This window comes from Nocardioides aestuarii (assembly GCF_039527245.1).
Taxonomy (GTDB): domain Bacteria; phylum Actinomycetota; class Actinomycetes; order Propionibacteriales; family Nocardioidaceae; genus Nocardioides; species Nocardioides aestuarii.
On the sequence record NZ_BAAAJT010000003.1, the window covers coordinates 285934 to 306607 of the forward strand.

At 72.2% G+C, this 20674-nt stretch carries 21 protein-coding genes; 12 read left to right on the plus strand and 9 right to left on the minus strand.

Translation table 11 applies throughout. The features are described from left to right. The first annotated feature begins 1 nt into the window (after position 1). Complete coding sequence (locus ABD091_RS18935) at positions 2-1099, plus strand: glucosidase family protein (RefSeq protein WP_343921555.1); 1098 nt, start codon at positions 2-4, stop codon at positions 1097-1099. On the opposite strand, the gene ABD091_RS18940 is transcribed toward ABD091_RS18935, so the two are convergent. The 4 genes from ABD091_RS18940 to ABD091_RS18955 all read right to left on the minus strand — a co-directional run bounded on the left by ABD091_RS18940 (position 1073) and on the right by ABD091_RS18955 (position 4898). After that, positions 1073-1723 carry a class I SAM-dependent methyltransferase gene (locus ABD091_RS18940; RefSeq protein ID WP_343921557.1) on the minus strand — a complete coding sequence of 217 codons (651 nt, stop codon included), beginning with the start codon at positions 1721-1723 and terminating at the stop codon, positions 1073-1075. The two genes, ABD091_RS18935 and ABD091_RS18940, sit on opposite strands and share 27 nt — an antisense overlap. Beyond that, on the minus strand, positions 1720-2220 hold the full coding sequence (locus ABD091_RS18945) for a SigE family RNA polymerase sigma factor (protein WP_343921559.1): 501 nt from the start codon (positions 2218-2220) through the stop codon (positions 1720-1722). Before ABD091_RS18945 ends, ABD091_RS18940 begins: the two co-directional genes overlap by 4 nt. Then, on the minus strand, positions 2207-3550 hold the full coding sequence (locus ABD091_RS18950; protein WP_343921561.1) for a hypothetical protein: 1344 nt from the start codon (positions 3548-3550) through the stop codon (positions 2207-2209). The genes ABD091_RS18945 and ABD091_RS18950 overlap by 14 nt, the downstream gene beginning before the upstream one ends. Before the next feature lie 79 nt (positions 3551-3629). Next, complete coding sequence (locus tag ABD091_RS18955) at positions 3630-4898, minus strand: Nramp family divalent metal transporter (protein ID WP_343921563.1); 1269 nt, start codon at positions 4896-4898, stop codon at positions 3630-3632. An 87-nt stretch (positions 4899-4985) separates the two neighbouring features. On the opposite strand from ABD091_RS18955, the gene ABD091_RS18960 reads away from it, so the two are divergent. Next, a complete protein-coding gene (locus tag ABD091_RS18960; protein WP_343921565.1) occupies positions 4986-5360 on the plus strand; it encodes a VOC family protein in 375 nt (124 codons plus the stop codon). Continuing rightward, positions 5357-5950: a DinB family protein gene (locus ABD091_RS18965; protein ID WP_343921567.1), complete on the plus strand. Its 594-nt coding sequence runs from the start codon at positions 5357-5359 to the stop codon at positions 5948-5950. Before ABD091_RS18960 ends, ABD091_RS18965 begins: the two co-directional genes overlap by 4 nt. 1 nt (position 5951) lies before the next feature. Here ABD091_RS18965 and ABD091_RS18970 read toward each other — a convergent pair whose 3' ends face one another. Further along, complete coding sequence (locus tag ABD091_RS18970) at positions 5952-6833, minus strand: aminoglycoside phosphotransferase family protein (RefSeq protein WP_343921569.1); 882 nt, start codon at positions 6831-6833, stop codon at positions 5952-5954. Between the two features lie 85 nt (positions 6834-6918). On the opposite strand from ABD091_RS18970, the gene ABD091_RS18975 reads away from it, so the two are divergent. Genes ABD091_RS18975 through ABD091_RS18990 form a run of 4 tightly spaced genes read left to right on the plus strand, consistent with a single transcriptional unit; the run spans position 6919 to position 9555 of the window. Further along, a complete protein-coding gene (locus tag ABD091_RS18975; RefSeq protein ID WP_343921571.1) occupies positions 6919-7908 on the plus strand; it encodes a GNAT family N-acetyltransferase in 990 nt (329 codons plus the stop codon). 28 nt (positions 7909-7936) lie between these two features. Further along, complete coding sequence (locus ABD091_RS18980) at positions 7937-8446, plus strand: DinB family protein (protein WP_343921573.1); 510 nt, start codon at positions 7937-7939, stop codon at positions 8444-8446. Between the two features lie 21 nt (positions 8447-8467). Continuing rightward, positions 8468-9028 (plus strand): cytochrome b, encoded by a 561-nt coding sequence (locus ABD091_RS18985; RefSeq protein ID WP_343921575.1) that lies wholly within the window; start codon positions 8468-8470, stop codon positions 9026-9028. Positions 9029-9063: 35 nt separating this feature from the next. Continuing rightward, positions 9064-9555 carry a hypothetical protein gene (locus ABD091_RS18990; RefSeq protein ID WP_343921577.1) on the plus strand — a complete coding sequence of 164 codons (492 nt, stop codon included), beginning with the start codon at positions 9064-9066 and terminating at the stop codon, positions 9553-9555. On the opposite strand, the gene ABD091_RS18995 is transcribed toward ABD091_RS18990, so the two are convergent. Continuing rightward, the gene (locus ABD091_RS18995; protein ID WP_343921579.1) at positions 9519-11396 is read right to left on the minus strand and encodes an alpha-amylase family protein; all 1878 of its coding nucleotides are present in this window, start codon (positions 11394-11396) and stop codon (positions 9519-9521) included. The genes ABD091_RS18990 and ABD091_RS18995 overlap by 37 nt on opposite strands. Before the next feature lie 63 nt (positions 11397-11459). Between ABD091_RS18995 and ABD091_RS19000 the strand changes: the two genes are divergently transcribed. Then, the gene (locus ABD091_RS19000; protein ID WP_343921581.1) at positions 11460-11927 is read left to right on the plus strand and encodes a cupin domain-containing protein; all 468 of its coding nucleotides are present in this window, start codon (positions 11460-11462) and stop codon (positions 11925-11927) included. 4 nt (positions 11928-11931) lie between these two features. Here ABD091_RS19000 and ABD091_RS19005 read toward each other — a convergent pair whose 3' ends face one another. Continuing rightward, positions 11932-12603 (minus strand): MBL fold metallo-hydrolase, encoded by a 672-nt coding sequence (locus tag ABD091_RS19005; RefSeq protein ID WP_343921841.1) that lies wholly within the window; start codon positions 12601-12603, stop codon positions 11932-11934. Beyond that, the gene (locus ABD091_RS19010) at positions 12603-13340 is read right to left on the minus strand and encodes a maleylpyruvate isomerase family mycothiol-dependent enzyme (RefSeq protein ID WP_343921583.1); all 738 of its coding nucleotides are present in this window, start codon (positions 13338-13340) and stop codon (positions 12603-12605) included. The genes ABD091_RS19005 and ABD091_RS19010 overlap by 1 nt, the downstream gene beginning before the upstream one ends. A 176-nt stretch (positions 13341-13516) precedes the next feature. On the opposite strand from ABD091_RS19010, the gene uvrA reads away from it, so the two are divergent. Both uvrA and ABD091_RS19020 read left to right on the plus strand, forming a co-directional pair. After that, entirely contained in the window at positions 13517-16462 is a 2946-nt protein-coding gene (gene uvrA / locus ABD091_RS19015; protein WP_343921585.1) for an excinuclease ABC subunit UvrA, read from the plus strand. Positions 16463-16539: 77 nt separating this feature from the next. Beyond that, positions 16540-16962 (plus strand): Rieske (2Fe-2S) protein, encoded by a 423-nt coding sequence (locus tag ABD091_RS19020; protein ID WP_343921587.1) that lies wholly within the window; start codon positions 16540-16542, stop codon positions 16960-16962. Positions 16963-17040: 78 nt separating this feature from the next. Here the strand turns inward: ABD091_RS19020 and ABD091_RS19025 are convergent, their stop codons facing one another. Then, positions 17041-17679, minus strand: coding sequence for a fasciclin domain-containing protein (locus ABD091_RS19025; RefSeq protein WP_343921590.1), 639 nt, complete (start codon positions 17677-17679; stop codon positions 17041-17043). Between the two features lie 136 nt (positions 17680-17815). Between ABD091_RS19025 and uvrC the strand changes: the two genes are divergently transcribed. Next, on the plus strand, positions 17816-19783 hold the full coding sequence (gene uvrC / locus ABD091_RS19030) for an excinuclease ABC subunit UvrC (RefSeq protein ID WP_343921592.1): 1968 nt from the start codon (positions 17816-17818) through the stop codon (positions 19781-19783). Next, positions 19784-20674 carry an RNase adapter RapZ gene (gene rapZ, locus ABD091_RS19035; protein ID WP_343921594.1) on the plus strand — a complete coding sequence of 297 codons (891 nt, stop codon included), beginning with the start codon at positions 19784-19786 and terminating at the stop codon, positions 20672-20674.

Genomic DNA, 20674 nt, shown 5'->3' on the forward strand with positions numbered 1-20674 from the left:
GGTGTCGGCTGAGCTCCCCGCGCTCGACGGCGTCCTGACCGCCCACGAGTTGGCCGCGACGGCTCGCTCGATCGTGGCCGTGCAGGAGGAGTCGGGCGCGATCCCGTGGTCGGCGGGCGAGCACACCGACGTGTGGAACCACGTCGAGGCGGCGATGGCGCTGGTCGCCGCGGGAGAGGTCGAGGCGGCCGAGCGCGCCTACGCCTGGGTCCCGACGGTGCAGCGGGCCGACGGCTCGGTGCCGATGAAGGTCGTCGAGGGCGTCGTCGAGGACGCCAGCGGCGAGACCAACATGGCCTCCTACCTCGCGGTCGGGGTCTGGCACCACTGGCTCGTGCGCCGCGACCTCGCGTTCGTGAAGGAGTACTGGCCCGTGGTGCGCGCCGGGCTCGACTGGGCGGTGTCGATGCAGCTGCCGTTCGGCGGCATCGCCTGGGCGCAGGAGTGGTCGGAGGATGGTCCGGGCCGCGTGAACGCGGACGCGCTCGTCGCGGGGTCGTCGAGCATCCACCACGCGCTGCGCGCGGGCGTCGCCCTGGCCGACCTGGTCGGCGACCCCCAGCCCGAGTGGGAGCTGGCCGGCAGCCGGCTGGCCCACGCGCTGCGCGAGCACCGCGACCTCTTCCTGGACAAGTCCCACTTCTCGATGGACTGGTACTACCCGGTGCTCGGCGGCGCGGTCCGCGGCGACGCCGGACACGCGCTCATCGCGTCACGGTGGGACGACTTCGTGGTCGACGGGCTCGGCATCCGCTGCGTCTCGACGAACCCGTGGGTGACCGGCGCCGAGACCTGCGAGCTGGTCCTCGCGCTCGACGCGCTCGACGACCGCGCGCGCGCCGTACGCCTGCTGTCCGACATGCAGCACCTGCGCCACGAGGACGGCTCCTACTGGACCGGCTTCGTCTTCCCGGAGAACGTGAACTGGCCGGGTGAGCAGACGACCTACACGTCGGCGGCCGTGATCCTGGCGGTCGACGCGCTGTCGCTCACGACGCCCGGCGCCACGATCATGCGCGGCACGACCCTGGCCGCGCCGTTCGCCGAGATCGGCCTCGAGTGCGGCTGCGACTCAGACCGGGTCGCCCGCCGCCCCTGACGTGCGCCGCAGCGCCCTGACCGATCCCAGGTGCTCGGACTCGGTGAAGGCACCGCTCTCCAGCGCCCGGAGGTAGACCTCGTAGGGCGGACGCCCGCCGTCGGCCGGGTCGGGGAAGACGTCGTGGATCACCAGCAGCCCGTCGGGCTGCACCCACCGCGCCCACCCGGCGTAGTCGTCGTGGGCGGGCTCGTCGCCGTGGCCGCCGTCGATGAAGAGCATCGACAGCGGTGTGCGCCAGTGCCTGCTCACGGTCAGCGACCGGCCGACCACCGCGACGACGACGTCCTCGAGCCCGGCCCGCTCGATGGTGCGGCGGTAGCGGGGGAGCGTGTCCATCAGCCCCGACTCCGCGTCGACGAGCGTGGCGTCGTGGTGCTCCCACCCCGCCTGGTTCTCCTCCGAGCCGCGGTGGTGGTCGACGGTGAAGACCGTCCCGCCGACCTCCCGGGCGGCCGCTCCGAGGTAGACCGCCGACTTGCCGCAGTAGGTGCCGACCTCCAGGACCGGCCCGTGGGGCAGCTGCCGGGTCGCCAGCTCGTGCAGCAGCAGGCCTTCGTCGTCGGGCATGAATCCCTGCGCGCGGCGGGCGTGCTCGAGGAGCTCGTCGACGGTCGGTGTCACGGCGTGAGGCTAGCCGCCGCCTCCGGGACCAGGGCGCGCAACCTCGTGAGGGCGTCGCGCGCGTGGGACTTCACGGTGCCGACCGAGATGCCGAGGGCGTCGGCCGTGTCGCGCTCGGTGAGGTCGTCGTAGTAGCGGAGGACGACGACCGCGCGCTGCCGGGGGCTCAGCGTCGCCAGCGCCCGGTCGAGGAGGTCGACGTCGTCGGGATCGCGGCCCGTGGACGCGGCGGAGTCCGGCAGGTCGGCGGTGGGCAGCTCGCGCCACCGTCGTCGCCGCCAGCGGTTGGTGGCCTCGCGCGCCAGGATCCGGCGGACGTAGGGCTCGGGACGGTCGGCGATCCGGTCCCACGCCCCGACCGCCTTCACCAGCGTCACCTGGACGAGGTCGTCGGCGTCGTGGAGGTCGCCGGTCATCAGGTAGGCCGAGCGGAGCAGTGCCGCGCGCCGGGAGGCGACGAACTGCTCGAACCCCTCGTGCGCCTCAGGGCCGGACACGTCGGCGCCACCCCCACAGCGAGAACAGACCGGCGATGACCAGGGTCGCCAGGCCGGCGGTGACCCAGCGCGGGTCGAGCGGTCGCGGCGGCGCCGGGCGGTCGACGACGGGGGAGCCGAGCAGGTCGGTCGCCCACTGGATCGGGGCGAGTCCGTTGGGCACCACCATCAGCTCCCGCGACGACCCGTCGTCGACGTCCACCTCGAGGAGCGCGGAGTGGGACCCGTCCGGCCCTCCGGTGCCGAGGGCCGCCACGTGGTCGTCGTCGGTCCACCCCACGAGGACGTAGGTGCTGGGTCCGGAGCGCACGCGCGTCGCGTCGGCGGTGTCGTCCAGCCGCGCGACGGCGACCGGCGACGGTGAGCGGCTGGTGCCCGGACCGGGGGTCCAGAGGCCGGCGATCCGGGTGCCGTCGGGGCTGACCGCGATCCCCGCCCCGTAGTCCAGATGGGTGGCGTGGGGCGGCCGCGCCAGCACCTCGAGCGTCGTTCCGTCGAGGATGCGGTCGCTCCGTCGCCCGGTCAGGAGCACCTGACGACTCGACGGGATGCTCCAGCTGCCGGCCGAGAGCCACGACGGCTCGGTCGCCCGCACCGGGGCGTCGCCGGGGACGTCCCAGACCCAGGTCTCCCCGTCGGTGGCGAAGCCCTCGCGGCCACCGCCCTGCTGCTGGAGGTAGGACGCCACGAAGGTGCTGGGTCCGGTCCACGTGAGCGTGTCCGGTCGCAGCCCGTGGCGGGTCGGCACCGAGTGGGTGCGGACCTCGCCGCTGTCGACGTCGTAGACGGCGAAGCCGGTGACCGGCAGGCCGTCGAAGGTGGAGGTCGTGTTGGGCGCACCCGTCGAGCTCCCCGTGGTCCAGTAGGCGACGTGGCGGCCGTCCGGCGCCAGCGCGACGTGCGTGAAGTCGCCGAGCGCGAGCCGCGGCAGGTCCAGGAAGCGGTAGTCCCCGGTGGCGGCGGAGACCGCGACCACGCCGTACGTCGACGTCGTCCAGCTTCGCCGCAGCTGGTTCTCGATGACGGTGATCACCTGGCCGGGCGGACCGGCCTCGGCGCTGCCCGCCAGCCACGGACTGGGGTCCCAGATCCGCGGCGGCAGACCAGCGGGGGCATCGGCCGGCACGGGCTCCGGGGACGGTCCGGCGTGACCGATGCTCACTCCGGTGAGCACCGCGAGCCCGAGCAGCGTGACGGCGGCGATCGACGCCGTGCCCGCCCTCATCCGGCGGCGGTAGCGGGTGCCGCGGTCCCAGAGCTCGCGGCCGGTCGGGCCGGCCTCGGGCTCGGCGCGCTCGGCCAGTCGCTCGAGCTGGTCGTGCAGGGTCACGGTGTCCTCCGTCGGTGGGGTGCCTCACCCCTTCCCACGCCCCCAGCCTCGTGGAAGGAGGGGGCGCGGGGAGGACTTTCTAGAGCGCGTCGGCGATCTTGGTGCGCAGCTCGTTGACGGCGAGCACGAAGAAGGCGATCGCGATGAGGCCGAGGACGACGTTGGACCACAGCTTGTTGCGCCACTCGGACGGGACGCGATCGCTGTTGAGGATCCACAGCAGGGTCACCGCGAGGAAGGGCATGAAGAGCGCGCCGAGGACGCCGTAGGCGAGGATCAGCCAGACCGGCTCGCCGATCAGCAGGAGCGCGATCGGCGGCAGCGTCAGCCAGAGGACGTAGGCCTTGTACCAGGGCCCGGAGCTGCCGCGCTGCGGGTCGTCGACGGGCAGCTTGCGGGCGTGGCCGACGAAGTCGGCGAACATCAGCGAGACGCCGTTCCAGACACCGATCAGGCTCGACATCGCCGCGGCCCAGAAGCCGACGAGGAAGAAGGTCCCCATCGTCTGGCCGTAGCGGTCGGCCAGCACGTTCGACAGGTCGAGCAGGCCCTGGTCGCCGGTCTCGACGGCGATCTTCGCGGAGTAGAGCAGCTCGGCCCCGACGATGAGCGTGGCGATGACGAAGACCCCGGTGACGACGTAGGCGACGCGGTTGTCGATCCGCATCAGCCGCATGTGGACCGGCGTGGTCCAGCCCTTCTCGCGGATCCAGTAGCCGTAGGCCGCCAGCGTGATCGTGCCGCCGACGCCACCGGCGAGGCTGAGCACGTAGAGGATGCCGCCGTCGGGGATGGTCGGGACCAGGCCGGTGACCATGTCGGGCAGGTGGGGGACGGTCACGAGAGCGGCGCCGACCATCGTCACGAACATGATCCCGACGAGTGCGGCGCAGACCTTCTCGAAGATGCCGTAGCGCCCGGCGAACACCAGCGCCGCGCCGATCAGCCCGGAGAGGATGCCCCACTGGGTCACGCTCAGGCCGGGGAAGAGGGAGTGGAGGGGCAGCCCGGTGCCGGCCATGGCGGCGGCGCCGTAGACGAAGCCCCAGACGACGATGTAGGGACCGAAGTAGGCGGTGGTCCACCAGCCGAGCGACGACCAGCCCTCGTAGATCGTCTTGCCGCTCGCGAGGGTGTAGCGACCCACGCCCTCGACGAGGACGACCTTCATGACGCAGCCGATGACGACGCACCAGAGCAGCGCGTAGCCGTACTTGCTGCCCGCCACCAGCGTGGCGACCAGGTCGATCGCGCCGACGCCGGTCGCGGCCACCACCAGGCCCGGCCCGATCAGGCTCCAGCGCGGCGTCTGGGCAGTGCTCGTCCCTGTCTGTCCCGAGGTCGACATGCGCGGCACGTTACCGAAGCAGAGCCGCGCCAGTGAGCCCGTGCAACTCCGTTGCCGATGTCGGTGGCCGCTGGTTGGGTCAAGGTCATGGCCTCACGTACCAGCAACTACTGCCTCGACGCCCACGACCCCGCCGCCCAGGCGCGCTGGTGGGCCCAGGTCCTCGACGACTTCGTGCTGCCTCCCGAGGAGGAGCAGGCCGACTACGACGAGGAGGCATGGCTCGACGGTGCGGACGGGCGGGCGATGATCTTCTGCCGCGTGCCGGAGCCCAAGACCGTCAAGAACCGGATGCACGTCTGCCTGCGCCCCACCGACCGCTCCCGCGAGGAGGAGGTCGACCGGATCCTCGGGCTCGGCGCGACGATGGTCGACGACCGGCGTACGGCGCCCGACCGGGGGTGGGCGGTGCTCGCCGACCCCGAGGGCAACGAGTTCTGCGTGCTGAGGCCCGACGCGTGACCGTCGAGACGGCGAAGGGCAGCCTGGTCAGGTCGCTCCAGATCGGGCGCGACGCGATGCTCTGGAAGCTCGAGGGGGCCAGCGACTACGACGTGCGCCGACCGCTGACGCCGACCGGCACCAACCTGCTCGGCCTGGTCAAGCACCTCGCCTACGTCGAGCTCGGCTACTTCGTCGACACCTTCGGCCGGGAGATGCCGGTCGACACCCCGTGGCACGACGACGTCGAGGGCGGGGTGGAGGACGACCCCCACGCCGACATGGTCGCCACCGCCGAGGAGTCGCGCGACGACGTGATCGACCTCTACCGCCTGGCGTGGGACCACGCCGGGCGCACCTTCCGCCACCTCGAGCTCGGCGACACCGGCCGTGTCCCCCACTGGCCGGAGGACCGCAACGAGGTGACGCTCCACCAGATGCTCGTCTGGGTCATCGCCGAGACCCACCGCCACGCCGGCCATGCCGACATCCTGCGCGAGACGCTCGACGGGCTCGCCGGTCACCGGCCCGACGTCTCGAACCTCCCCGAGGACTACGACTGGGAGGCCCACGTCGCGCGGGTCGAGCAGGTCGCGCAGCAGTTCCGGTGACTCATTCCGACAGCACGGCCTCGATCGACCGGATGCTGCGCTCGGCGAGCTCGGGCCGGGTCTCGCGGTAGTAGGCGATCTCCATCGCGGCGATGGAGACCGCCCAGCCACGCGCCCGCGCCCACTCGGCGTCGTCGGTGCCGAGCGTCTCGCGGACGAGCGCCCGGTCGGCAGGGCCGAAGAGCTGGAAGCACGCGGCCAGCTCGACGGCGGGGTCGCCGGCCACCGGGGCGGCATCGATCACCGCCGACAGCCGGCCGTCGACGACCAGCAGGTTCCCCGCCGTGAGGTCGCCGTGGAGCCACGTCGGCGGCCCGGGCCACACCGGGGCGCGCCGCGCCTCCTCCCAGGCGGCCAGGGCCGCCGTCGCGTCGACCACGTCGCCGGACCTCGCCAGCGAGCGTCGGGTCGCGGCGTCGCGCTCCGGCCGGTCCAGCGGCAGGCCGCGGCTGGTGGCAGGCGGGGCGGCGGTCGCGTCGCAGCCGCGCAGGGCACCGACGAAGCCCGCAAGGTCACGGGCGAGGACCATGCGGTCGGTGCTCGCGTCCGGTCGGCCCCCGGGCAGCCACGGGTTGACCGACCACGCGAAGGGGTAGCCGTCGTCGGGCACCCCGAGCGCGAGCGGCACCGGGACGGCGACGGGCAGGTGGGGCGCCAGTGGCGGCCAGCAGGCGGCCTCCGCCGTTGCTTGGCCGTCGGCCCAGGCGATCACGGGCAGCCGGGCGACCAGGTCGTCGCCGAGCCGGAAGAGCGCATGGTCCGTGCCGGACTCGGCGACCCGGGTCACTGGCAGCCCCGACCACTGCGGGTGCTGCGCGGACAGCAGGCGGCGTACGTCGTCGGGGGTGGGATCCACCTGGTCGTCGTGCATGCGGGTCGTCATCGGGAGCGACGGTAGGAGCGGTGCGGCCCGGGACGCCACCGAAAATCCCGTGCGGGCGGCGACGTGCGGGTTCATCCTGAGCCGTATGGAGCTCCGCGAGGTGGACCCCACCGACACCGCCCTGGTGTCGGAGTACGTCGCGGTGCGCAACGCCGCGGACACGGTCGACTCACCCTGGACCCACCCGTCGACGGTCCGGGGGACGGCGCTCGACCTCGTCCACGGCTGGGACGGCGAGCCCGACCGAGCCTTCCTGCTCGACGCAGGTGGGGTCACGGTCGGCACCGCCAGCCTCGGCGCCAGCAGCTGGGACAACCGCGAGCTCGCCTGGGTCGGCGTCCGGGTCCATCCCGGCCACCGGCGGCGCGGCCACGGCACGGCTGCCTTCGCGCTGCTCCACGACGAGTGCCGTCGGATCGGCCGTCCGCTCGTGGGCACCGACCACTGGGACGCGCCGGGGCCGCGGGCTTTCGCCGCCACGATCGGCTACGAGGCGCGGGCCCGGTCGGTCAACCGCCGCCAGCACCTCGCCGACCTGCCCGCGGGGCTCTTCGAGGAGGCGTACGCCGAGGCGGCGTCACACGCGGACGACTACGAGCTGGTGCGCATCGCCGGGCGCAGCGACGACGCGACCCGGGAGCGGCTGGTCGCCGTTGCCGAGTCGATCAACGACGCCCCGATGGACGACCTGGAGGTCGAGGACGAGGTCTACCCCGTGGAGCGGCTCGCGGCCTTCGAGGACGCCCAGATCGGGAGCGGCCACCGGCTCTACCGCGTCGTCGCGCGTCACCGCTCGACCGGCGAGCTCGCCGGTCACACCGTGATGACCGTCGAGGAGGAGCGGCCCTGGATCGGCGTCCAGGAGGACACGTCGGTCGTGGCGGCCCACCGGGGCCACCGGCTGGGCCTGCTGCTCAAGGCCGACCTCGGCCGGTGGTTGGGGGAGGCCGAGCCCGACCTGCTGACCGTCGACACGTGGAACGCGGCCTCGAACCCTCACATGATCGGGGTCAACGAGCGGCTCGGATACCGGGTCGTCGGCGAGGCCGTGGAGCTCCAGCAGCGCTTGACCTGAGGACGGCCCCGGTCGTTGGGTGGGGGACATGCCTGCCACCCGCTCGCGCCCGCCGTTCGACGCCGACAGCCGGACCGCCCTGATCGGCTGGTACGACCTCCAGCGGGGCATCGTGCGCATGAAGTGCGAGGGCCTGTCCGACCAGGACGCCCACCGCTCGCTCGTGCCGACCTCGCCGCTGATGACGGTCGCCGGGGTGCTCGCCCACCTCACGTGGGCGGAGCAGCTGTGGTTCGAGCACGCGTTCCTCGGGCGCGACCCCGCAGGCCCCGGGTGGGACGGCGTCGAGGACTCCGAGTGGCAGGTCGCCGACCGGACGCTGCCCGACCTCCTCGCGGCGTACGACGCCCAGTGCGCCCGCACGGACGAGGTGCTGTCCTCCCACGAGCTCTCCGACGTCGGCGTCGGCGGCCAGTTCCCCGCGGCGTCGGCCACGCTGGAGTGGATGCTGCTCCACATGCTCGAGGAGGTCGCCCGTCACGCCGGTCACCTCGACCTGCTGCGTGAGCTGCTCGACGGCGAGACCGGCTACTTCTGAGCCTCCACCTAGGGTGTCGCCGTGCGTTGGCGGACCGGACCCGAGGGCTACGGCGTGCTGACCAAGCTCCTCCACTGGTCCACCGTGCTGCTGGTCGCCGGCCAGCTCGCCGTCGGCTGGCTGCTCGACCTCGACGACTGCGACCCGCCGGGGGAGGAGCGCAGCGGAGGTGACACCACCGACGCGTTCGAGGACAGGCTCGACCGGATCGAGGACGCCTGCGAGGCGCGGGCCGACCAGGTGGACCTGTTCGGTGGCGGGTTCGACCTGCCCGAGCTGCACCTCGCGCTGGGGCTGGCGATCCTGCTCGTCGGGGTCCTCCGGCCGCTGTGGCGCCGCGTCGACGGGTTCCCGGAGTGGTCCGAGGTGCTGACCCCGGGGGAGCGGCGGCTGGTGCACGGGGTCGAGCGCAGCCTGATGGTGCTGCTGGTGCTCGTGCCCCTCAGCGGGATCGCGATGGTGCTGAGCGCGGACAGGGACTGGCTGCCGCTCCACGTCACCGCCCACGCGGCGTTCTTCCTCGCCCTCGGCCTCCACCTCTTCACCAACCTGCGGCCGACCGTCCTGCGGCGGATGCTGTGACGGAACCGCGTCCCGGCCGCGCCCGTCCCACCCCCATGCGCGCCACAGCAGTGATCCTCCTGGCCGCCCTCCTTGCCGGGTGTGGCGCGTCGCCGGCCGAGGAGCAGACCCCGGTCGAGCAGCCGGCCCCCTCGCCGACGCTCCCGTCGCAGCGGGAGACCCCGCCGGGGTCAGGGCCGGCCGCGGTCCCGCACCGCGAGGAGGCGCCGCCGCGGACCGGGGAGGTGAGGACGAAGACGGCCCACTGCGTGATGGACGCCGAGCCGGCCTGGTCCTTCGACGGCACGGTGACCGCGATCGAGGGAGGAGAGGTGGCCTTCGAGGTGCACGAGACCTTCGGCGACGGCGACCTGCCGGCGGAGCGCACCGTGCGGATGGGCGCGCCGGTCACCCCGACCCACAGCGAGGCCGCTCCCTCCTACTCGGTGGGGACCCGGCTCCTGGTCACCGGCTCCGGTGCCCAGGCGTGGGGCTGCGGCGGCACCCTCTACTACGACGAGGAGACGGCCGCGGCCTGGCGGTCGTAGAGCCACACCACCTGGTAGGGCGCCAGCGGCACCGCCCCGTCGCGGAGCACCGGCGCCGCGTCGCCGATGGCGTCGTGCAGGTCGGGCACCTGGAGACCGAGCCACGCGAGCACGTCGTCGGCCACCCGACGTTCCTCGGCGGTGACGTTGACGGCCATGAGCAGCGGCCCGTCCGGCCCGCGTCGGACGACGAGCAGGACGCCGGGGTCGCGGGCGTCCCACACCTCGGTGGGGTTCGCCGCGTGGAGGTGGGGGAGTGTCGAACGCACCGTCACCAGGTGCCGTACGCCGCGCAGCACCGTCGCGCCGTAGAGGTCGTGCACCGGGAGCCCGTCGTAGGCGTCCCACGGCATGGTCGGCCGGTGCACCCAGCGGTTGTCGGCGGCGTGGGTCGGGTCGTCCGCCCAGTGGGGATCGTTGAGCAGCCCGACCTCGTCGCCCATCCAGAGGACCGGCAGACCGCCGAACCCGAGCAGCACCGCGTGGAGCAGCAGGATCCGCTGGACGGCGCCGGGGTCACCGCACTCGAGTCCGGCCAGGGAGGCGAGGCTTCCCGAGATCCGCCGGTCGCCGGTCGCCTCGTTCTCCTGGAAGACCAGGCCGCGTGCCCACGAGCCGGGAAAGGCCCCGGAATACCAGTCGGACAGGAACCGGCGGTGGAGCGCGCCGTCGGCGCCCGCGCGCCAGGCGTCGGTGTCGTCGATCGCCCAGCCGATGTCGTCGTGGCAGCGGGCGTAGGTCAGCCACGACGTGGTGGCGGGAGGCGCCGGCAGCTGCTGGAGCGCGGTCACGGCAAGCCCGACCTCGCCGGAGGCGAGCATCGACCACAGCTGGACCATCAGGCTGTTGTGGTAGGCGATGTCGGAGACCCGCCCCGCGAGGTCACCGGTGCCGAGGTAGGCGGGCAGGTCGGCCGGGCCGACGATCGCCTCGGCCTTGAACAGCACGGCGGGACAGGCGATCCGCGCGACCGTGCGCAGCAGGCGGGTGAGCTGGTGGACCTCCGGCTCGTTCTGGCAGGTCGTCCCGAGCCGCTTCCACAGGAAGGCGATCGCGTCGAGCCGCAGCACCTCGACCCCCAGGTTGGCGAGGTGGCACACGATCGCCGCGAACTCGCAGAGCACGTCCGGGTTCGACCAGTCGAGGTCCCACTGGTAGTCGTTGAAGGTCGTCCAGACCCACCCGTCGAGGTCGTCGTCCCAGGTGAAGCTGCCGGGAGCGAAGTCCGGGAAGACCTCGGGGACCGTCGCCTCGAAGGCGTCCGGCCCGGCACGGTCGGGATAGACGTGGAAGTAGGCGCGCTTCTCGGCGTCACCGTCGCGTGCGGCGACCGCCCAGGCGTGCTCGCGGGCCACGTGGTTGAGGACGAGGTCGAGGCAGAGGCTGATGCCGCGCCCGCGCAGCGACGTGGCGAGGTCGCGCAGGTCGTCGTTGTCCCCGAGGTCGGCGCGCACGCTGCGGTAGTCGGCCACCGCGTAGCCGCCGTCGTTGGGCACCGGGCGCGGGGTCAGCAGCGGCATCAGGTGGAGGTAGGTCACCCCGAGGTCCTCCAGGTAGGACGCGTGGCGGCCCACCCCGCGGAGGTCGCGGCCGAACCGGTCCGCGTAGGCGGCGTAGCCGAGCATGGTGGGACGCTGGAACCAGTCGGGCGCCGCGAGTCGGCGCCGGTCCAGCGCGCGCAGGTCGGCCGGGCGCGCGGCGTACCCCTCGGTGGCGATGCGGACCATCCGGTCGACGAGCGCCTCCGCGTCCTCGTCGGCCAGCTCGGGCCACACGGCTGCGACGCCCTCGCGCAGGTCCGGTCGCCAGCTGGCGATGCGGGCTGCGAGCTCGTCGGACACGGCCCCGAGTATGGCGAAGCGGAGAGCTCTTGTCGTCGGTGGCACCCGGCAGGACCATGGATCATGACCACCGGCTTCGTCCTCCGGCCCGACGAGGGCCGGGTCCTCGACCTCGGCAGCTTCGAGGCACGCGTGCTCGCCGACGCCGGCGACACCGGCGCGACCTTCACGTTGCTGGAGACCCGACGCGAGCCGCCCGGGTTCGGCCCGCCGCTTCACCGCCACCGCGACGCCGCCGAGGCCTTCTACGTCCTCGAGGGTGACTACCTGATGGTCATCGAGGAGCGTCAGGAACGGTGCCCGGCGGGGAGCTTCGTCTACGTGCCGCAGGGGGTGGCGCACACCTTCCAGGTCGTCTCCGACGGGCCCGGTCGCAAGCTCAACCTCTTCTCCCCGGCGGCGATGGTCGGCTTCTTCGAGGCGTTGTCACGGGCAGAGGCCGTCGGGACGGCCACGGCCGAGCTGCTCGACGCGATCGCGCTCGAGCACGAGATGGAGGTGCTCGGGCCGGTGCCCGAGGCCTACCTGTGAGCGGTCACCAGCCGCGCTCGCGCCACTCGGCGACGTGGGGGCGCTCGTCGCCGAGCCTCCCGTCGTCGCCGTGCCCGGGATAGAACCACGTGTCGTCGCCGAGCCGGTCGAACACCTTGTGCTCGACCTCGTCGATCAGTTGGGCGAAGGCGGCGCTGTCGCCGAAGGTGGCGCCGACGCCACCGGGGAACAGCGAGTCGCCGGTGAAGAGGTGGTCGTGGCCGTCGGGGTCGGTGTAGCGCAGGGCGACGGACCCCGGCGTGTGGCCCGCGATCGCGATGACCTCGAGCGTGCAGTCACCGACGGTGACGGTGTCGCCGTCACCGACGCGTCGCGTCACGGCGACCCCGGTCTGCTCGGTGATGGCGTCGGCGTCGGGGGCACCGGCCACCACGTCCGCGCCGGTCGCTGCGACCACCTCGGCGAGCGCGCGGTGGTGGTCCCAGTGCTGGTGGGTCGTCACGACCGCGACCAGTCCGCCGTCGCCGACGAGCGGCAGCAGGGTCGCGGGCTCGGCCGCCGCGTCCACCAGCAGCTGGTCGCCGGTGGCGGTGCAGCGGAGGAGGTAGCAGTTGTTGGACATCTCCGGGTCGACGGCGACCTTGGTGATCGTCAGGGCGGGCAGCTCGCGGACGTCGGCGGGCCCACCGGGGGAGACGTGGCCGGTGTAGGCCATCACCAGCCCCCGATCGCCGGGAGCTCGCCCCGGCTGCTCGTGACCTGGGGCGAGGGCTCTCGTCCGGTCAGCCACCACGCGACCTGCCGCACCGGACCGGTGACGACCAGCGGGTCGTCGCCGACACCGTCGACGTCCCAGCTGTGGGCGGAGTCGAGGGGGGCGACCCGGAAGCCGCTGTCGGGGTCGAGCCGCTTGACCATGCCGTCGATGACCAGCTCGGCGAAGGGCTGCGGCCAGTCGTCGGGGGAGTAGCCCAGACCGAGGTCGGCGTGGTGGATCTCGATCTCGCGCAGCCGCATCACCGGGATCGCCCGGAGCGGCAGGGTCGGCTCCGCACCGCGGACCCGGGCGAAGCGGCGCTCCCAGGTCTCGTCAGGAACGGCGAGCACCGACTCGGTGAAGGTCGTCAGGGTGCCGAGGAGCCGCTCGCGCAGCTCGGCGGGCTCGGCCTGCGCCAGCTCGGCGATGTCGCTGTCGCGCCGCTCCTGCGACTCGTACATCGGCATCCGCTCGTGGTCGACCTCGCCGCGGAGCACGTCGCGCAGCGCCTCGCCGTTGAGCGCGAGGTGGGCGACGACGTGGGCCCGGGTCCAGTCGGGGAGCAGCGAGGGTGCCACCCAGTCGTCACCGTGGAGGCCGTCGACCGTGCGGGCCAGGCGCAGCTCGGCCTCCTTGAGGTCGTCGAGGTCAAGGTCGGGGTCCGTGCCCGGACCGGGGCTGCCGCCAGTCGTCATGGGGACATCGTGCACCACGCGTCCCACGGGTCCCCGTCACCCGAACGCGTGGAGGACCTTGTCACTGGCCGCCCGTAGGCTGGGGCGGTCGGCGCGCCGGCTTGTGCTGGGCGCGACGGCCTACGAACATGTGTTCGACTACTCTTCTGCACGAACGTACGACGGACGGGACCGCTGTGGCCGACCAGCTCATCATCCGGGGTGCCCGGGAGCACAACCTCAAGGACGTCTCCCTCGACCTGCCCCGCGACGCCCTCATCGTCTTCACCGGGCTCTCCGGCTCGGGCAAGTCGAGCCTGGCGTTCGACACGATCTTCGCCGAGGGACAGCGCCGCTACGTCGAGTCGCTGTCGGCCTACGCGCGCCAGTTCCTCGGCCAGATGGACAAGCCCGACGTCGACTTCATCGAGGGGCTCTCGCCCGCGGTCTCGATCGACCAGAAGTCGACCTCGAAGAACCCGCGCTCGACCGTGGGCACCATCACCGAGGTCTACGACTACCTCCGGCTGCTCTTCGCCCGGATCGGTCACCCCCACTGCCCGACCTGTGGCGCGCCGATCGAGCGGCAGACGCCCCAGCAGATCGTCGACCGCGTCCTCGCCCTCGAGGACGGCCGCCGCTTCCAGGTGCTCGCTCCGATGATCCGGGGCCGCAAGGGCGAGTACGTCGAGCTCTTCAAGCAGCTCCAGACCCAGGGGTTCTCCCGCGCCCGGGTCGACGGCGAGACCCACACGCTCGACGACCCGCCGACGCTCGACAAGCAGAAGAAGCACACCATCGAGGTCGTCGTCGACCGGCTCGCGGTCAAGGAGTCGGCCAAGCGCCGGCTCACCGACTCGGTCGAGACCGCCCTCAACCTCGCCGGCGGCCTGGTCGTGCTCGACTTCGTCGACCTCGACGCCAAGGACCCCGGCCGTGAGCTGCGCTTCTCCGAGAAGATGTCGTGCCCCAACGACCACGCGATCGACACCGACGAGCTCGAGCCCCGCTCGTTCTCGTTCAACAGCCCGTTCGGGGCGTGCCCCGAGTGCCACGGCCTCGGCACCCGGCTCGAGGTCGACCCCGAGCTGGTCGTGCCCGACCCGTCGGCCGCGCTCGGGGACGGGGCGATCCAGCCGTGGAGCCAGGCCCACGTCGCCGACTACTTCCAGCGGCTGATGGAGGCGCTGGGCGCCGAGCTCGGCTTCGACCTCGAGACGCCCTGGTCCGACCTCACCGCCAAGCAGCAGAAGTCGCTGCTGTGGGGCCACCCGACGAAGGTCCACGTCGTCACCCGCAATCGCTACGGCCGCGAACGCTCCTACTACGCCCAGTTCGAGGGCGTGCAGGCCTACATCGAGCGCCGTCACCGCGAGGCCGAGTCCGACACCAGCCGCGAGCGGTTCGAGGGCTTCATGCGCGAGGTGCCCTGCCCGGCCTGCCAGGGGTCCCGGCTCAAGCCCGTCTCGGTCTCCGTCACGGTCGGCGACCGATCGATCGCCGAGGTCTGCGCGCTGCCGATCAACGAGACCGCCGACTTCCTGCGCGGCCTCGACCTGACGGCCCGCGAGAAGCAGATCGGTGAGCGGGTCCTCAAGGAGATTCTCGAGCGTCTCAACTTCCTGCTCGACGTGGGTCTCGACTACCTCAGCCTCGACCGGCCGTCGGGCTCGCTCTCCGGTGGCGAGGCCCAGCGGATCCGGCTCGCGACCCAGATCGGCGCCGGCCTCGTGGGGGTCCTCTACGTCCTCGACGAGCCGTCGATCGGTCTCCACCAGCGCGACAACCACCGGCTGATCGAGACGCTCGTCCGGCTCAAGGAGCTCGGCAACACCCTCATCGTCGTCGAGCACGACGAGGACACGATCCGGGTGGCCGACTGGGTGGTCGACATCGGGCCGGGCGCCGGCGAGCACGGCGGCCAGGTCGTCCACTCCGGCAACGTCGACGACCTGCTGTCCCACCCCGACTCGATGACGGGGCAGTACCTCTCCGGGCGCCGAGAGATCCCGGTGCCCGCCGTACGCCGCCCGCGGACCACCGGCCGCGAGCTCGTCGTGAAGGGCGCGCGCGAGCACAACCTCCAGGACATCGACGTCGCCTTCCCGCTGGGCGTCTTCACTGCCGTGACCGGGGTGTCCGGATCCGGCAAGTCGACGCTGGTCAACGACATCCTCTACACCTCGCTGGCCAAGCAGCTCTATCGCTCGCGGGCGGTCGCCGGTCGCCACCAGAAGATCACCGGGGTCGACGAGGTCGACAAGGTGATCCACGTCGACCAGTCCCCGATCGGCCGCACGCCGCGGTCCAACCCGGCGACCTACACCGGCGTCTTCGACCACGTCCGCAAGCTCTTCGCCTCCACGCCCGAGGCCAAGGTGCGGGGCTACCTCCAGGGGCGGTTCTCGTTCAACGTCAAGGGGGGACGCTGCGAGGCGTGCTCGGGTGACGGCACGATCAAGATCGAGATGAACTTCCTGCCCGACGTCTACGTCCCGTGCGAGGTCTGCCACGGCGCGCGCTACAACCGCGAGACGCTCGAGGTCCACTACAAGGGCAAGACCATCGCCGAGGTCCTCGACATGCCGATCGAGGAGGCGGCCGACTTCTTCGCCGCGGTGCCGCCGATCGCCCGCCACATGAAGACCCTCACCGAGGTGGGGCTCGGCTACGTCCGGCTCGGCCAGCCGGCGACGACGCTGTCCGGCGGCGAGGCCCAGCGCGTGAAGCTCGCCAGCGAGCTCCAGAAGCGGTCGACGGGCCGTACCGTCTACGTGCTCGACGAGCCGACGACGGGCCTCCACTTCGAGGACATCCGCAAGCTGCTGGGGGTCCTCAACGGGCTGGTCGACAAGGGCAACACCGTGCTCGTCATCGAGCACAACCTCGACGTCATCAAGACCGCCGACTGGCTCATCGACATGGGGCCGGAGGGCGGGTCACGGGGCGGCGTCGTCGTCGCGGAGGGCACCCCGGAGCAGGTCGCCGACCATCCCGACAGCCACACCGGCAGCTTCCTCAAGCCGCTGCTCGAGGGGCGTGAGGCCCGGCAGCCCAAGCGCAAGGCCGCTGCGAAGAAGGCACCTGCGACGAAGGCACCCGCGCGCAAGCGCCCGGCGAAGAAGGCTGCCTCCCGACGCTGAGGGTCGCTCTCATCCTGCTCTCATGTCGCTGAGTACTCTCGGCGACACCATCCCCACACGCCCGGAGGACCCTCGCGATGACCACTCACGGACTCGGACGCCGCCACGCCATCGCGGGAGCCGCGGGCCTCGGTCTCGGGCTGCCCGTCCTCGCGGCGTGCGGCAGTGACGACGAGACCGCATCGGAGGGTGGCGGCTCGCCCGCCGGCAGTGGCGAGGTGCTCGGGGCCACGAGCGACGTCCCGGTCGGGGGCGGCACCGTCTTCGCCGACCAGGAGGTCGTCGTCACCCAGCCCAGCGAGGGGGACTTCAAGGCCTTCACCGCGGTGTGCACCCACCAGGGCTGCCTGGTCGGTCAGGTCGACGGCGACCAGATCCAGTGCCCGTGCCACGGCAGCGTGTTCTCGGCCGCGGACGGCTCGGTCGTCGAGGGGCCTGCGACCGCGCCGCTCGAGGCGGTGGAGATCTCCGTCGAGGCCGACGAGATCACGCTGGCCTGACGACGGCCCGTCGGGCTCGACCCCGGACAGGGCCGTGGGCCCGTCCGGGGGGATGGACGAGCCCACGGCGTCGAGGGGTCAGAGGTCGAGGGGGCGCAGCACCTCGGAGATGCCGTGGGCGATCTGCGGGTTGCCCTTGTTGAGGTTCTTCGCCGAGCTCAGGACGAACGCGTTGCGGTCGTTGCGGTCGGCGTCCTTCAGGTAGACCTTCTGGCGACCGGGGCGGTAGTTGACCCGCAGGTGCTTGCCGGCCGCGGTCTCGAGGCGGGCGCCGTCGGCCTTCTTGGCCTGCTTGTAGGTGATGGTGGCGTCGGGGACCACGTGGTAGAGCAGGACCGTCTCGATGGTGTCGACCCCGAGGGTGCCCACGGCGGCGTACGTCGTCTCCTCGTCGGCGGGCCGGTCGCCGGTCAGGTCGGCGACGAGCCTGCGGAACGCGCGGTCGTTGGGGGCGAACACCGTGAGGGGGACCGACCCGTCGGCCAGTGCGGCGACGGGGCTGTCGGGCTTCGCCGTGAGCACGTCGTTGACTGCCTGGTCGAGGATGTCGAAGTCCTGCCAGGAGTCGTCGAACGACAGCCCGTCGGCGGCGAGCAGTGCGGCGATGCTGGGCGACTCGCCGGCCGACGCCGGGGAAGCGGTCGCGGCCAGACCCGTGGCTGCCAGGGCGGTGGAGGCGGCGAGGGCGGCGAGGCGGGTGGAGCGCGAGCGGGTCATCGGGGGTCTCCTTCGTGGGTGGACGTGATGCCGATCACCATATCTGCACAAAAACCTCAACACAACGTTTAGATTGGGGATGGTTGACACGACGACCGAGGCGTCCGGTGTCGGCGCCCGCCCGTAGGGTGGAGACGTGGCCAGTCCCGCGTCCTACCGCCCGAAGTCCGGGTCGATCCCGACCCAGCCGGGCGTCTACCGGTTCCGCGACCGGACCGGGCGGGTGATCTACGTCGGCAAGGCCAAGAACCTGCGGGCCCGGCTGTCCTCCTACTTCCAGGACGTCGCCAACCTCCACCCACGGACCGCCACCATGGTCACCACCGGCGCCTCGGTGGAGTGGACGGTGGTCGCCACCGAGGTCGAGGCGCTCCAGCTGGAGTACTCCTGGATCAAGGAGTTCGACCCGCGCTTCAACGTGAAGTACCGCGACGACAAGTCCTACCCCTGGCTCGCGGTGACGCTCGGGGAGGAGTTCCCGAGGGTCATGGTGGGCCGCGGCGCGAAGAAGAAGGGCACCCGCTACTTCGGTCCCTACTCCCACGCCTGGGCGATCCGCGAGACCGTCGACCTGCTGCTGCGCGTCTTCCCGATGCGCTCGTGCAGCAACGGGGTCTTCAAGCGGCACGGCCAGATCGGTCGGCCCTGCCTGCTCGGCTACATCGGCAAGTGCTCGGCGCCCTGCGTCGGTGAGGTCAGTGCGGACCAGCACCGCGAGATCGTCGACGACTTCTGCGACTTCATGGCCGGTCGCACCACCGCGTTCGTCAAGCGCGTCAAGGACGAGATGTACGCCGCCAGCGCGGCCGAGGAGTTCGAGCGCGCCGCCCGGCTGCGCGACGACCTGGGTGCGCTCGAGAAGGCGCTCGAGAAGCAAGCCGTGGTCCTCGGTGACGGCACCGACGCCGACGTGATCGCCCTGGCGGAGGACCCGCTGGAGGTCGCGGTCCAGATCTTCCACGTCCGCGGCGGCCGGATCCGTGGTCAGCGCGGCTGGGTGGCCGATCGCGTCGACGAGGGCGACACGGGCGACCTGGTCCAGGACTTCCTGCTCCAGCTCTACGGCCCCGCCGAGGACGACCCCGACCTGGTGCCGCGCGAGGTGCTGGTTCCGGCGCTGCCGCCCGACGCCGAGGTCCTGGAGGCCCTCCTCGAGGAGCTGCGCGGCCGCAAGGTCTCGATCCGCGTGCCCCAGCGCGGTGACAAGCGCTCGCTCCAGGAGACCGTCGCGCGCAACGCCACCGAGGCGCTGGCCCTCCACAAGACCAAGCGGGCCAGCGACCTCACGACGCGCAACCGGGCGCTGGAGGAGATCCAGGAGACGCTGGGGCTGCCCGACGTACCGCTGCGCATCGAGTGCTACGACATCTCCAACCTGCAGGGCACCGAGGTCGTCGCGTCGATGGTGGTCTTCGAGGACGGGCTGGCCCGCAAGTCGGAGTACCGGCGCTTCGTCATCAGGTCGGTCGACGGTCAGAACGACGTGGCGTCGATGCACGAGGTGATCACCCGGAGGTTCAAGCGGTTGCTCGACGAGCAGGGGCGGTCCGAGCAGGTGGTCACGGAGTCGGGTCCGATGCTGGTCGACCCCGAGACCGGGAGGCCGCGCAAGTTCGCCTACGCCCCGGGACTGGTCGTGGTGGACGGTGGCCCACCCCAGGTGGCGGCCGCCCGTGCCGCGCTGGCCGACCTCGGCCTCCACGACATCCCGGTGTGCGGTCTCGCGAAGCGGCTCGAGGAGGTCTGGGTCCCCGACGAGGAGGACCCCGTGATCTTCCCCCGCACCAGTGAGGGCCTCTACCTCCTCCAGCGGGTGCGCGACGAGGCCCACCGGTTCGCCATCACCCACCACCGCAACCGCCGCTCGAAGTCCATGGTCGAGAGCCTCCTCGACGACGTGCCGGGGCTGGGGGAGGTGCGACGCAAGACCCTGGTCAAGCACTTCGGGTCGCTCCGCAAGCTGCGTGCGGCCAGCGTCGAGGAGATCGCGACCGTTCCCGGCATCGGCGAGCGCACCGCCACGGCCATCAAGGATGCGGTGTCCTCCGACGACCGCAAGACTGTGCAGGTCAACACCGCCACCGGCGAGATCGAGGAGTCCTGAATGACCGACGTGCCCGACCCCGAGGCGCCGCCGGCCACCGGCGAGCTCGTCGTCGTCACCGGCATGACCGGGGCCGGCCGGTCGACCGCGGCCAAGGAGCTCGAGGACCTCGGCTACTACGTCGTCGACAACCTGCCGCCGTCGCTGCTGCGCGACGTCGTCCGCCTCGTCGACGAGAACCGCGGTGTCCACCAGGCCATCGCCGTCGTCGTCGACGTGCGGTCCGGGTCGTTCTTCCAGTCGCTGACGGCCAACCTCGCCCAGGGGGCGACCGGGCGCAAGGCGACCCTGCTGTTCCTCGAGGCGACCGACGACGTGCTCGTCCGCCGCCAGGAGGCCGCGCGGCGTCCCCACCCGCTCCAGGGCACCGGCCGCCTGCTCGACGGGCTCCAGCGGGAACGGGTCGTGCTGGGCGACGTCCGCAGCAACGCCGACCTGGTCATCGACACGACCAGCCTCAACGTCCACCAGCTCACCGACCGGATCCGGCTGGCGTTCGGCACCCCCGAGACGACCCGCCTGAAGGTGACGGTCACCAGCTTCGGGTTCAAGTACGGCATCCCGGTCGACGCCGACTTCGTGGCCGACATGCGCTTCCTGCCCAACCCGTTCTGGGTCCCCGAGCTGCGCCAGCTCACGGGGCGTGACGGCGAGGTCGCCGACTACGTCAAGGCGCGACCGGGGGCCGAGGAGTTCCTCTCGGGATACCTGCCGGTGCTGGCCGGGGTCGCGGAGGGCTACCTGCGCGAGGGCAAGCGCTTCATGACGGTGGCCATCGGCTGCACCGGTGGCAAGCACCGCAGCGTGGCGATGACCGAGGAGATCACCGCGCGGCTCTCGGCCCAGGGCTACGACGTACGCGCGCGCCACCGCGACCTCGGGCGGGAGTGA

Coding starts and splice junctions, on each gene's coding strand:
- rapZ (WP_343921594.1), top strand. CDS start 19,784: ATGACCGACGTGCCCGACCCCGAGGCGCCGCCGGCCACCGGCGAGCTC.
- ABD091_RS19020 (WP_343921587.1), top strand. CDS start 16,540: ATGACCACTCACGGACTCGGACGCCGCCACGCCATCGCGGGAGCCGCG.
- ABD091_RS19005 (WP_343921841.1), bottom strand. CDS start 12,603: ATGGCCTACACCGGCCACGTCTCCCCCGGTGGGCCCGCCGACGTCCGC.
- ABD091_RS18990 (WP_343921577.1), top strand. CDS start 9,064: ATGCGCGCCACAGCAGTGATCCTCCTGGCCGCCCTCCTTGCCGGGTGT.
- ABD091_RS19010 (WP_343921583.1), bottom strand. CDS start 13,340: ATGACGACTGGCGGCAGCCCCGGTCCGGGCACGGACCCCGACCTTGAC.
- ABD091_RS18970 (WP_343921569.1), bottom strand. CDS start 6,833: ATGACGACCCGCATGCACGACGACCAGGTGGATCCCACCCCCGACGAC.
- ABD091_RS19025 (WP_343921590.1), bottom strand. CDS start 17,679: ATGACCCGCTCGCGCTCCACCCGCCTCGCCGCCCTCGCCGCCTCCACC.
- ABD091_RS18980 (WP_343921573.1), top strand. CDS start 7,937: ATGCCTGCCACCCGCTCGCGCCCGCCGTTCGACGCCGACAGCCGGACC.
- ABD091_RS19000 (WP_343921581.1), top strand. CDS start 11,460: ATGACCACCGGCTTCGTCCTCCGGCCCGACGAGGGCCGGGTCCTCGAC.
- ABD091_RS18975 (WP_343921571.1), top strand. CDS start 6,919: ATGGAGCTCCGCGAGGTGGACCCCACCGACACCGCCCTGGTGTCGGAG.
- ABD091_RS18960 (WP_343921565.1), top strand. CDS start 4,986: ATGGCCTCACGTACCAGCAACTACTGCCTCGACGCCCACGACCCCGCC.
- ABD091_RS18955 (WP_343921563.1), bottom strand. CDS start 4,898: ATGTCGACCTCGGGACAGACAGGGACGAGCACTGCCCAGACGCCGCGC.